Raw genomic sequence first — 10,772 nt, forward strand, 5'->3', positions numbered from 1 at the left:
GCCAATACCAGTGCCACAGTGATTACCACGACCCCCATTGTAAGCTCCGCTCCCGAGCCGGGAACTCTCGTTCTGGCAGGACTGGGCATCGCGGGTCTGGCTGTACGCCGCCGCCGCAAGTAGTCGCAAGACAAATTACACTGAGTCAAAGCTCCCTCGCATGTATGTTGCCAGGGAGCTTTGCTATTTTGGATTTAGAAAAATATAGTATTTTTTAACCTAGAGATTAGGTTCTGATGATCAATAATCAAATCGAGTGGGTTTTTTACAGACTAAGTCACGATTCACTCTCTCTAAAATAGCGCTAGAGAATAAGGAACACAAACCATGGTTTTCAATTTAACAAATCTTAAGCGAGTAGTGCCTGGAGTGATAGCTCTTGGTCTTCTTGCTGCAGGTAGCTCTGCTCAGGCTCAGGTAACTTTTGGTAGCTTGCCCGTCAATGGTATTGGTACCTACGGTGGCTTGACCATCACTGGTGGCCTTCCGGGTGGCTTCTCCCAATTTGGGGCCACGCAGACGGCTACCTACACGGGACTCAATGCGGGCAACGCGATCTCAGGAAATCTTATCTCTGCCGCCTTTAGTAACGGTAGCGAACTTATCTTCGCCTACCAGCTTCAAACGGCTACCGGAAATGCTGCTGCTGCCTCTTTCTCCGTCGCCGGTTTTGGTGGCCGTACCCTAACCTTTGGTGCAACCACGAATACCGATCTCGACGGTGGCAGTGCTTTGACAAGCTCCATCACGGGTAGCCCTAACCGCGACATCCGCTCGGATGCTACGGATCAGGGTGATAGTGTTGAGTTCAGCACGAGTCCGGCACTTAATGCAAATCAGAATAGCCCGATCTACCTGCTACGCTTTGGGGGAACCACGGGTAATATCGTCACTAATGGTGGTGCTGCTGTGCTTGGTGGAGGTGTCTCCGCCAATACCAGTGCCACAGTGATTACCACGACCCCCATTGTAAGCTCCGCTCCCGAGCCGGGAACTCTCGTTCTGGCAGGACTGGGCATCGCGGGTCTGGCTGCACGCCGCCGCCGCAAGTAGTCGCAAGACACAAACCAAAACCTCCCCGGCATGCATGCTGTCGGGGAGGTTTGCTATTTTGGGGAGCAAGAAGACAGCGATACACTACAGACGATGAAGCGCTTTCGCTTGTGGCTCTCTTGGCTTCTTCCCGGGTTTTCGGGGCTGTTGCTGGGCTTTCTGACACTTTGCTACGCCACACGCACCGATGCACTTGCGGCGGTGACGGTGGTTCCTGTGTGGTGCTGGCCACTGCCGGGGGGCTTGCTGGCGGGAGTGCGGTGGAAACGGCGACGGACACGAGGACTGTGGGCACTCTGGGCGCTTTTTTCGTTGCTATTTGTGGACGAGCTACGTCCTCTAACACACCCTCTGCGCTGGCTCTCTGCGCCCTCCGCCACACAAAAAGCGGCGGGCACCTGGCGGGTCGTCTCGCTGAACTGTGCAGGCGGCGACCCCAAGGCTGCCGACGAAGTGCGTGCGTGGAAGCCCGATGTGGTACTCCTCCAAGAGATCCCCAGCCCTGAGAGCGTTCGGGCGCTGGCGGAGAATCTCTACGGGAGCCGCGACGCCTGTGTACTCGGCCTAGACACCGCTGTACTTTCCCGAAACCTCACCGCCGTGCCGCTTCCGCGCACTCTTCAGCGGTATGCCACCGTTGCAAAAACGCCTCAGGGCACCATCGCCAGTGTCCGGCTGACGCCGAGCATTCTTCGCGTGGACTTCTGGAGTTCCAATTGCTGGCAAGCCCACACGGAGAACCGCCAAGCGCGTCGTGCCGAGCTACGCGCCGTGGCGGAGGTGCTCCCGCGTAACGGAGCGCTTCTTGTGGGCGGCGATCTCAATGCCCCCGCAGGCGACGGAGTTTTTACCGAGCTGATCGCTCTCAAACTGCAAGATGCCTGGCCCCTTGCCGGGCTAGATTGGGGCAACACCATCGCCAACGACCTGCCGATTCACCGGATTGACCAGCTCTGGCTACGGGAGCATTCCCCCCGAGCGCTCATTGCCGTCAAAACCCAGAACTCCGATCACCGAATGCTCATCTGCGACTTGGAGTAAGGCAAGGCATGCCGCCGGATTAGGTCCCTAGAGCGATTGGAAAGTGCCGAGTTACCTTTTGCTTATCAGGTGAAGTGGCCGTGACTTCGACAATGTAGGCTCCCGAAAGAAGCTGGTGACTATCCTTGTCGCTGAGCTCGCCTTCCAGTTGGACTTCCTGATGTCTGCGATTTAAAGAGAAAGAGTCCACGGAGACAACTTGAACACGATTCAATGTAGATAAAAGCTTCCCTGAGTATGTCTGGATCTGTGCTTCTACCAGCGCCTCCTGATTGGTCGCGATATGAAGACTCAATACTGATTTGAAGGCACGACGGTTTATTTTGCGACGGATGCGGATAATCTGTAGGGAAGGCATGGTTTACTCCATATTCCTAGTTTGCCTCAGGGTAGGAGCCTAGGATGGTGACGAAGAGGCTGTGTTCTTCTAGGAGTTTCAGGGCGCGGGCGACTTGCGCTTCTTTGTGGTGGCCTTGGATGTCGATGAAGAAAACATACTCCCACGGGAGCTGCTTGGTGGGGCGGCTCTCGATCATGGTGAGGTTGATATCGTGGGCATCGAAGGCGGCCATGGCGCGCATCAGCGATCCGGCTTTGTGCTGAACCGAGAAGAAGATGCTGGTCTTGTCTTTACCTGAGGGCTGTGGGGTGTTCTCTCCGATCACAAGAAAGCGCGTGCGGTTGTGCGGCGAGTCCTCAATGTGCTGGGCGAGCAGGGGAATGGCGTAGAGCTCGCTGGCGATGCTGGTGGTGATCGCAGCGCTGGTCGGATCGGCAGCAGCCAGAAGCGCCGCTTTGGAGTTTGAGGTGGCGTCAATGACCTCGATGCCCGTTCCTACATTGTCCCGAATCCAGTTGCGGCTCTGGGCGTAGGCCTGTGGGTGGGCATAGAGCTTCTGAATATCGCCGAGGGTCTCGGCGTGGGTGGCAAGGTTGTGCACCACGGGAACATAGACCTCGGCGCAGATCTTCAGGCGTGTGCCCTTCTCGTGGAACATGTCTAGGGTGTAGGGGACGATCCCCTCTGTGCTATTTTCCACTGGGACAACCCCGTAGTCTGCCTCGCCCCGTTCGACGAGTGCGAAAACATCGGGTATAGTATCGGCGACCTTCATCTCGGAGGAGGTGCCGAACTTGTCGAGTGCTGCCTGGTGGGAAAATGTTCCCGCCGGTCCCAGATGTGCGACACGGATTTGTGCCTCCAGAGCGCGCATCCCGGAGAGAATCTCACGGAAGATCGCACGAACCGCCGTGGGCGGGAGTGGTCCGTGGTTGGCCTCTTCGAGACGCTCGAAGATCTGGCGCTCACGCTCAGGCGAGAAAAACTTGGTCTGAGTGCGTGTTTTAGAGTGACCGACTTCCTGGACAACATGGGCCCGCTGGGAGAGAAGGTCGAGAATCTGGGCATCGAGGGCGTCTATTTGACGCCGGAGTTCTTGAAGCGACATACGTGTCCAGGATTATATCAAGGTTCGCAATTTTATGCCTGACTGGTACATAGTTTATGCCTGACTGGTTTCGCCGTCCCGTCCCTACCGCCGCACCCGAAGGAGCCTTCACCAAGTGCACCAAGTGTGGGGCGATTCTCTACACCAAAGACTTTGAGCGTGATTTCAAGGTCTGCATGAAGTGTGGACATCACCACCGCCTCAGCGCTGATGAGCGCATCGCCATGACCGCCGATGAAGATAGCTTTGTGGAGTTTGGCCGCCGTGAGATCCGTGCTGAGGACTTTTTGCAGTTTCCGGGCTACGGCGACAAGCTCGCCGCCGCCGAGAGTGCGGAAGACGACGCCCGCACCGATGGCCTCGTCACCGGAGTCGCGACGATTAGCGGCCTTCCCTGCGTGCTCGCCGTCTCCGACTTTGAGTGGGGACGTCTTGCGGGAACGATGGGAAGCGTCTTTGGGGAGAAGTTCGCCTGCGCCGCCGACCGTGCCTTAGATGAGAAAAGTGCTCTGATTACGTTTTGTGCGTCGGGGGGAGCCCGCATGCAAGAAGGCCTCACTAGCCTGATGCAGATGGCAAAGACCAGCCTCTCCGTGGCGCAGCTTGATAAGGCAAGAGTTCCGTATATTGTCGTGCTGACCAATCCCTCAACCGGCGGCGCGGTGGCGTCTTATGCCAGCCTCGGGGATGTGATCTACGCCGAGCCCGGCGCAACGGTTGGGCTCTCGGGCGAGCGGGTTGCCGCGCAGGCGCAGAGTGTCAAGCCGCCTGCCAACTACCGCACGGCGGAGTTTATGGAAGAGCACGGGCAGCTCGATAAGATCATCGCCCGCAAAGATTTAACAACGACGCTGGCAAAGACGCTTGCTTTTCTGGGGTCCTGAAACCATTGGAAAATATGACCATCCAAGAGTTTGAGCAGTTTCTTGCCGAACTTGACGACAATATAGCCAAGCTGGAGCAAGCAGCACAGCGGACGGCCAATACGACGGCCTCAACCGAGGTACAAAAGCTGCGCACCCAACGAGATGGCTACGTGGAACGCTTTTTTGCAAAACTGACCCCCTGGGACAATGTCCTGCTGGCGCGCCACGCCCAGCGGCCCTATGCGCTCGACTACATCAACGCCCTCTGTGAGGACTTTGTGGAGCTGCACGGGGATCGCTTATTCGGCGACGACGGCGCTCTCGTCGGCGGTTTTGCACGCCTGTCCGGGCAGAGCGTGATGATTCTCGGGCAACAAAAAGGCCGCGATTTAAAAGAGCGCCAGAGGCGCAATTTTGGCTATATGAAGCCCGAGGGCTACCGAAAAGCCCTGCGCCTGATGCAGCTCGCGGGCAAGTTCACCAAGCCGGTGATCTCGTTTGTCGACACCCCCGGCGCGGACCCCAATGTGCCATCGGAGGAGCGCGGCATCTCCGAGGCCATCGCCAGAAACCTGCGTGAGCTCGCCGTCCTTCCCACCCCCACGGTCGCCATTGTGATCGGCGAGGGTGGCTCCGGCGGTGCGCTGGGAATCGCTGTCGCCGACTGCGTTTTCATGTTGGAGCATAGCTTCTACTCCGTCATCGCCCCCGAGGGTTGCGCTGCGATCATCGCCCGCGACGCCACCAAGGGTTCCGAGGCCGCTCGCTGGATGAAAGTCACGGCCCACGATGCACTCACTCTTGGTTTAATTGATGGCGTCATCAAAGAGCCGCTTGGTGGTGCCCACCGTGACCCCGCCGCTACCGCCGAAGCCATTCGCGAGGCGATCACCGCTGCCCTCGTCGAGCTAACCCCGCTCACCACCGATGAACTCCTCGCCCGCCGCGCCAAGCGACTGCGTGGTATGGGGCGGTTTGAACCCGTCGCCTAGGACGTTCACCGTCCTGGCTATTTCGGTTTTGGCACGGGTGGGGGATTGATTGAGGCTTTTGCTTCGTCGGGGGTGAGGGGGCGGATTTGGATGTCCTTGATCCCGGCAACCGTGTTGTAGCAGGAGATTCCTAGTGGACGCGATGCTTCCACCTCGGAGCGGATGGAGATGCGTCGGCCTTTCGTATCCACGCCCACGACTTGCTTGTCATCAATCCAGGCGGTAATGCCGCGCTCGCTCACTCGGACGCGGATCTTGTACCAGCGCTTGTTGGTAAACTCCATAAACCGTGCGGTTTCGTTGCGGGCGGCGTCCTTACCATCAAGACTGGAGAGCCCGACCACGCCACCGTTCCAGCCCCCGACGATAAAGCTACACGGATCGTTGCCCACGGGAAAGGTCAGACCGCAGAAGAAGTCGTTGCCGTCTATGCGCTGGGCTTGGAGCGAGAGCTCGTAGTTGAGCTTGGGGAGTGTTGCTGCGTCGCCCGACCAAGTAACCCCCGTCATTTCATCGCCCTTGGCCAGGACAATCATGCCCTCTTTGACCGTAACCGTGCCCTCGTCGCCAAACGGCGTACTCTTCCAGTTGGTGAGCGTCTTGCCATCAAAAAGTGAGCGTAAGGGCGGTGTGACTTGTGCCTGGAGCGGCAGATCCGCAAGAGCTACAAGGCTGAGCAGAGCGACCGCTATCAGCGAATTCCCAGTCGCGGAGCGACTTTGTGGCCGAAGGCCCTCAGACGCCGATTTTAACCGGCTGTAGAAAATGTTCATGTTATTTCTCAATCAGGTAGTAGAGCGTGTCAGGGCGCAGAAGAATCGTCTTAGCACTACCGAACTTGCCTACCGGATAGCCATTGGCATCCAGTGCAGTGACGCTGAGCGAGGCTGCATCCGGGCGGGTGAGGTTGACTGTGCCGTTGAGGTTCTTCACTAGGATCGGGGCACCGCCTAAGTCTTCGATGCGCATCAGTCCCTTATCACCCGGTACAGTCTTCCAGCCCCAGTTCTTGTCCTCGGACATCACCTGGAGCAGGAGCTTTTTGGAGGTGGCGATGGGCAGGCCATCCAAGCTCACCAGCGTGATCGCGCCGTAGTCGAGCTGGCTGGTGACGGTCATTCCGGGCAGGCTGACGGTTCCCGCATCGGCCAGAAAGCCCAGGAGCCCATTGACCTGCGGCGCAGCGATCACGGCGCGGCCACTGCCCCAGTTCCAGGCCAGCTCGCCCGTGGTGCTTTTTACGATTTTCTTATTTCGATCAATGCCCGCCAGGCTCCCCAGCTTCGAGGGCGCTCCCGCCTCGGAGATATTGGCCCGCACCTGCCCCACCAAGTAGGCCAGCGGATCGAGCGACGGAAGCGTGTCCAGCGCCTTTGTCTGACCACTTGGAAGATCGGCGGCGCGGAGGGCGTCGAGGTTCACGGGGCCACTGATGGGAGCACCTTGTAGGCTGAGAATACTGCTGAGTTTGAGGTTGGCCTCAACCACCACTGGCGCGGTCTTGACTAGGCCCCTGCGGAAGATCAGCGCGGCGGCGGGGGACTGGCCCATGACGCTCGGGACTTGCAGGTCGAACTTGCCGTGTTGTTGATTCCAGCTCGGGCCAGAGAGGGCAAACAGGTGAATCGCGCTGGAGCCCTGGAGCGCACCGTAGGCCGCCGCAAGAAGGGGTAGGTCGGCGCGGTAGCGGTTGGGCATCGGCCAGTTCACCTCGGAGACCATTGACGGTAGCCCGTTCCACTTGAGATCAAAGAGCGGCAAGCCTTCCTCGGGCGACTTCAGCGCGGACTTGTCCTCGTACAGATCCCCGACGCTCAGGCTGTAGCTGGCGCGTGGCCCCTCGTGCTTGCCGCCGAAGTAGCCGTGGCGGTCCATCGCGTCTAGGCCCGTGTTGCTCCACTTGTCCAGTGGCCCCAGAAACCGCGCCTCGCCCGTCACCCAGTTTGAGCCGTAGACGCTGGCCTGAAAGCCTAGATCGGTTTTGAGATACTTGGCCGTGCTATCAAAGAATGCCCGCTGGCTCTGTGCGAGAAACGAGACCGTGTCTTGTGAGCGCAGCCCACGCTTGTTACCCAGCTCCCAGATCGGCAGGAACGCCGCGCGACCCTCCGCAGGCTTGTCCTTGGCATCGGGCTGCTTCCAAGCCGTGAGCGCGGCATCAAGCGAGCCGTACTTCTTGCCCAGCCACGCGCCGAACTGTTTCTCTAAAATCCCCATCTGCGGCGCGGGGATATTGTCGTAGGAAAACGTCCAGAATAGATAGCTGTCCTCGTTGCACAGCTCCGCCATTGCGACAGCGGGGTCTTTGCCCAGGGGGTCGCCGCTAGGATTGGGCGCGGTGAGGATGGTCTTCCACCAGCTCTTGTAGATCGCCTGAAACTCGGGGTTGAAGAAGAGTAGCGCAAACGGCTTCTTGCCCGGCGTGTAGCCTGCCAGCGAGTCGCCTGCCGGGATCTCTAGCCAGAGGGGGAAGTAGATCGAGAGGCAGGAGTAGATTCCCTCTTTCTTGAGCGCGGCCACAAAGCGCTGGAGACCCGCCAGCTTCTCGGGGTCTATCTCGCGGAAGTTGTCGTCCTTCCAGAGCGCCCCATGAATCCGTACTAAGTTCACGCCTTTTTTGGCGAGGTCGCGTGCCAGGTAGCGCAGCGATGCCTGCGGCATGCGGGTGAGCTCGCCTCCCGCGTTTACTGCCCAGAAGCGCTCGGGCTGGCCGCTCTTGCTGTGGACAAAGCTCTCGCCCTTGCGGATTATAAAGCCGTTCTCGCCGGCGACTTTTTCGTTGAGGCCGCGAAGATCCAGCGCGGTCGGCTGGAAGCTATCTAAGTCTGGCTCGAAGGCAAACCAGCCCGGCTCCGTCCGATTGAGTTTTTCCCCCGGCTTGCTCTTGCCACGTGGGATAAAGGGGACTTTCGTAAGGACAAAGCAGTCAAAGGCCGCCGCGCCGTCGTTGGCGGTCAGCTCGATGCGGAGCGTGTGCTTGCCCGCTGTGAGAGCCACTTCGCCCACCCCAACCCAGTTGGCTCCGACAAACTGCCGGATCGGGGAGTCGTCGAGGAGGGCGGGGTCTTTGCCGACAAACTGCCAGGGCTGCTGGTCGAAGCGCCAGCGAAACGGGCCGTGCTTCCAGAACTTGCGGGCGTAGAAATCATAGCTGCCATTTTCCACAACCGTGACCTCGTACTCCAGATACAGCGGCAGGCTCCGTGGCCCCTCCGCACCGATCCACGCCCCGCCAGAGAGCACCGCTTTCTCGGTATCGCTGGCGGGCATAAACGAGTGGCGCGTCGGAAAGTTCGTCGCCTTCGGGCTCTCCGCCTCGAACCAGAGAAAGCCGCTCCCCGTGTTTTGTGCCTTCGCACACGCCCCGGTGAGAAGTCCTAACGCCGTTGCCAGAAAAACAATCCCTCGTCGCATGCATCTATGGTACCCGAGGGAGCCTGTCAGCGATAGAATAGCCTCACGATGAAGCCCCACTCCAAGTTTATTCTGCTGGGGCTCGTGCTTGCCGGGATCTTTTGGGGAGTTTGGGGCTGGCAGCGGGCAAAGACGCCGCTTCCGCCGCTCACCAAGTCGCTCTGGTACTGGCACCGCCCGTTTCTGCTCAAAGACGAGGAAGTGGCCCAGCTACGCACCGCGGGCGTGAGTGAGATTTTTGTACACGCGGGGCTACTCTACCGGCGTGATGAGGATGGCACGCTGGGAGTGACGCTCGGCCAGAGCTGGAAGAGCCGCGCCGATGGGCTCAAAGTGCACGTGGTTTTCAATGCCTCGGCAGACGTGCTCTCGCGGCTCGAAAAGCTCCCCGAAGAGACGCTGGCTGAGACGATGGCGAGCGCGGCTCGTACGCAGAAACAGGCGGCGCAGAAAGTGGGAGTCGAGGTGATTGGCCTCCAGTGCGATCTGGACTTTCCCACGCGCCTCCTGCTGCGCTACGCCACGCTAATCAAGCTCCTGCGCTCCAAGCTGCCTGGCTGGCAGCTCTCCGCGACACTACTCTCGACCTGGTACACAAGCCACAACTTAGATGCTGTGCTGGACGCGCTGGACTTCTCCGTGCCGCAGTTCTATGAGTCGCAGACCCCACGGGGCTACGCCGACTTTACCCCGATCTTCAGCCCCCGAGTTCTGGAGCGAGGGCTCGCCACCGCAGGCCGACGGGGCAAGCCGTTTCGCGCCGGGCTACCCGCCTACGGCCACGCGCTTGTCTTCGATGGCCCCGGTCGGCTACGCGGTATGTACCGTGATGGGGGGGCTGACACGCTCGCTTCTGATCCCGCCTTTCACTGTCTCCGCGCCGAGACCGATTCTGTCACGGGCAACCGGCGGCTGGAGTTCACGGCGGCGCAGGCGGGTGCTGTGGACTTCCGCATTCTCTTCGACCTGCCTACCGCCCTCTCCGTGCAGAAAGCGCTGGCACTCACCATGGCAAATCGGCCACGCAACTGCACCGGATTCGTTCTCTTTCGCCTGCCAGAGCCGGGCGAAACCTCGACCCTACCGCTTCCCACGCTTACCGCACTCCTAAAAAACCAGACCCCGATACTCCGTCCGCGTATCCGCATTCGCACCAAGCCTGCCGCCGCTTGGAGCGCGATTGAGGGCGGTGGTGAGGCGGGCACGCTGGTCTTTGTGGACCTGATCAACGATGGTGATGCAGGCAGTGCACTAGGGCCAGAAACCGTCACACTTGATCTGGAGCTGACGCGTCCGGGCGTCGTGGACGTAGCGCCGGGTGGCTTTGCCAAGGCGACGCTCTTTGCCGAAAGTCCCGAGCGCGCGGTCAGCCCTCTCCGGGCCACAGGAGTGCGCTGGAGCGCGGCGAACCTGCCTCCCAAGACAACCCTTACGGTGGGGCCGCTACGGCTCAAAGGCTCGGAGATCGGCACGCTCAATGTGCACTGGCGCGTGCTGGCACTAGACGGTAAAACGGCACAGGTAGGAGAGGGGAAATGAGACAGAGAAGCGTTGTTTTGGTTGCCTTGCTGGCGCTCACCACACCGTCATGGGGAAGCTATGGGGATCACCTTGCCTCGGTGCACTTTCATAGTGCACAGCCCGATTTTGGCATCGCCCCCCGCCGTGGCCGTGTCTGGAATCGTGAGGACGACGATCGCCCCGGCTTATATACGTACGGATTGGATCAGGTGCGCCACCAAGAGCTGAGCGTGGAGCGGGATGAGGAGCGTGCCGCAAAGCGGCTTCGCGCACTTGGGAAAACACAGACGCTGGCAAGGGTGGCCGTTGGAAAAGACGATTTTGTGGGTGCCCGGCGGCTCTGGGAGGGATTTGTCGCACGCTTTGGAGCTAGTGGCGAGGTGCAGGACCGGCTTGAAGTGCTGGCACACCCAAACCCACCTGCCGAGCCGGTGCGG

11 protein-coding genes are annotated in these 10,772 nt (G+C 59.8%); 7 read left to right on the top strand and 4 right to left on the bottom strand.

Annotated features, from left to right (window positions below; translation table 11 throughout):
* Window positions 1–18 precede the first annotated feature (18 nt).
* From RMO15_RS33160 to RMO15_RS03300, 3 genes are all read left to right on the top strand, one after another.
* Window positions 19–123, top strand: coding sequence for a PEP-CTERM sorting domain-containing protein (locus RMO15_RS33160; RefSeq protein WP_369016067.1), 105 nt, complete (start codon window positions 19–21; stop codon window positions 121–123).
* 246 nt (window positions 124–369) lie between these two features.
* Window positions 370–1,053, top strand: a complete 684-nt coding sequence (locus tag RMO15_RS03295; protein ID WP_309707766.1) for a PEP-CTERM sorting domain-containing protein — start codon at window positions 370–372, stop codon at window positions 1,051–1,053.
* A 93-nt stretch (window positions 1,054–1,146) separates the two neighbouring features.
* Window positions 1,147–2,094 (top strand): endonuclease/exonuclease/phosphatase family protein, encoded by a 948-nt coding sequence (locus tag RMO15_RS03300; protein ID WP_309707769.1) that lies wholly within the window; start codon window positions 1,147–1,149, stop codon window positions 2,092–2,094.
* A 19-nt stretch (window positions 2,095–2,113) separates the two neighbouring features.
* Here RMO15_RS03300 and RMO15_RS03305 read toward each other — a convergent pair whose 3' ends face one another.
* Window positions 2,114–2,452, bottom strand: a complete 339-nt coding sequence (locus RMO15_RS03305) for a hypothetical protein (protein ID WP_309707771.1) — start codon at window positions 2,450–2,452, stop codon at window positions 2,114–2,116.
* Window positions 2,453–2,468: 16 nt separating this feature from the next.
* Window positions 2,469–3,542 (bottom strand): prephenate dehydratase, encoded by a 1,074-nt coding sequence (gene pheA / locus RMO15_RS03310; protein ID WP_309707773.1) that lies wholly within the window; start codon window positions 3,540–3,542, stop codon window positions 2,469–2,471.
* A 56-nt stretch (window positions 3,543–3,598) separates the two neighbouring features.
* Between pheA and RMO15_RS03315 the strand changes: the two genes are divergently transcribed.
* Window positions 3,599–4,426, top strand: a complete 828-nt coding sequence (locus RMO15_RS03315) for an acetyl-CoA carboxylase carboxyltransferase subunit beta (RefSeq protein WP_309707776.1) — start codon at window positions 3,599–3,601, stop codon at window positions 4,424–4,426.
* A gap of 14 nt (window positions 4,427–4,440) precedes the next feature.
* Window positions 4,441–5,400: an acetyl-CoA carboxylase carboxyltransferase subunit alpha gene (locus RMO15_RS03320; RefSeq protein ID WP_309707778.1), complete on the top strand. Its 960-nt coding sequence runs from the start codon at window positions 4,441–4,443 to the stop codon at window positions 5,398–5,400.
* 17 nt (window positions 5,401–5,417) lie between these two features.
* Here RMO15_RS03320 and RMO15_RS03325 read toward each other — a convergent pair whose 3' ends face one another.
* Window positions 5,418–6,173, bottom strand: a complete 756-nt coding sequence (locus RMO15_RS03325) for a DUF1080 domain-containing protein (RefSeq protein ID WP_309707779.1) — start codon at window positions 6,171–6,173, stop codon at window positions 5,418–5,420.
* Window position 6,174: 1 nt separating this feature from the next.
* The gene (locus RMO15_RS03330) at window positions 6,175–8,814 is read right to left on the bottom strand and encodes a hypothetical protein (protein ID WP_309707780.1); all 2,640 of its coding nucleotides are present in this window, start codon (window positions 8,812–8,814) and stop codon (window positions 6,175–6,177) included.
* 48 nt (window positions 8,815–8,862) lie between these two features.
* On the opposite strand from RMO15_RS03330, the gene RMO15_RS03335 reads away from it, so the two are divergent.
* Complete coding sequence (locus RMO15_RS03335) at window positions 8,863–10,353, top strand: DUF3142 domain-containing protein (protein WP_309707782.1); 1,491 nt, start codon at window positions 8,863–8,865, stop codon at window positions 10,351–10,353.
* A partial coding sequence (locus RMO15_RS03340; protein WP_309707783.1) for a hypothetical protein occupies window positions 10,350–10,772 on the top strand: 423 nt, incomplete at its 3' end. The genes RMO15_RS03335 and RMO15_RS03340, both read left to right, overlap by 4 nt.

The organism is Armatimonas sp., from assembly GCF_031410135.1.
In the GTDB taxonomy this organism is placed as follows: domain Bacteria; phylum Armatimonadota; class Armatimonadia; order Armatimonadales; family Armatimonadaceae; genus Armatimonas.

What these genes read in the sequence shown, in the direction of transcription:
- RMO15_RS03315 (WP_309707776.1), top strand. Translation starts at nt 3,599, where the DNA reads ATGCCTGACTGGTTTCGCCGTCCCGTCCCTACCGCCGCACCCGAAGGA.
- RMO15_RS03320 (WP_309707778.1), top strand. Translation starts at nt 4,441, where the DNA reads ATGACCATCCAAGAGTTTGAGCAGTTTCTTGCCGAACTTGACGACAAT.
- pheA (WP_309707773.1), bottom strand. Translation starts at nt 3,542, where the DNA reads ATGTCGCTTCAAGAACTCCGGCGTCAAATAGACGCCCTCGATGCCCAG.
- RMO15_RS03330 (WP_309707780.1), bottom strand. Translation starts at nt 8,814, where the DNA reads ATGCGACGAGGGATTGTTTTTCTGGCAACGGCGTTAGGACTTCTCACC.
- RMO15_RS03300 (WP_309707769.1), top strand. Translation starts at nt 1,147, where the DNA reads ATGAAGCGCTTTCGCTTGTGGCTCTCTTGGCTTCTTCCCGGGTTTTCG.
- RMO15_RS03305 (WP_309707771.1), bottom strand. Translation starts at nt 2,452, where the DNA reads ATGCCTTCCCTACAGATTATCCGCATCCGTCGCAAAATAAACCGTCGT.
- RMO15_RS03335 (WP_309707782.1), top strand. Translation starts at nt 8,863, where the DNA reads ATGAAGCCCCACTCCAAGTTTATTCTGCTGGGGCTCGTGCTTGCCGGG.
- RMO15_RS03325 (WP_309707779.1), bottom strand. Translation starts at nt 6,173, where the DNA reads ATGAACATTTTCTACAGCCGGTTAAAATCGGCGTCTGAGGGCCTTCGG.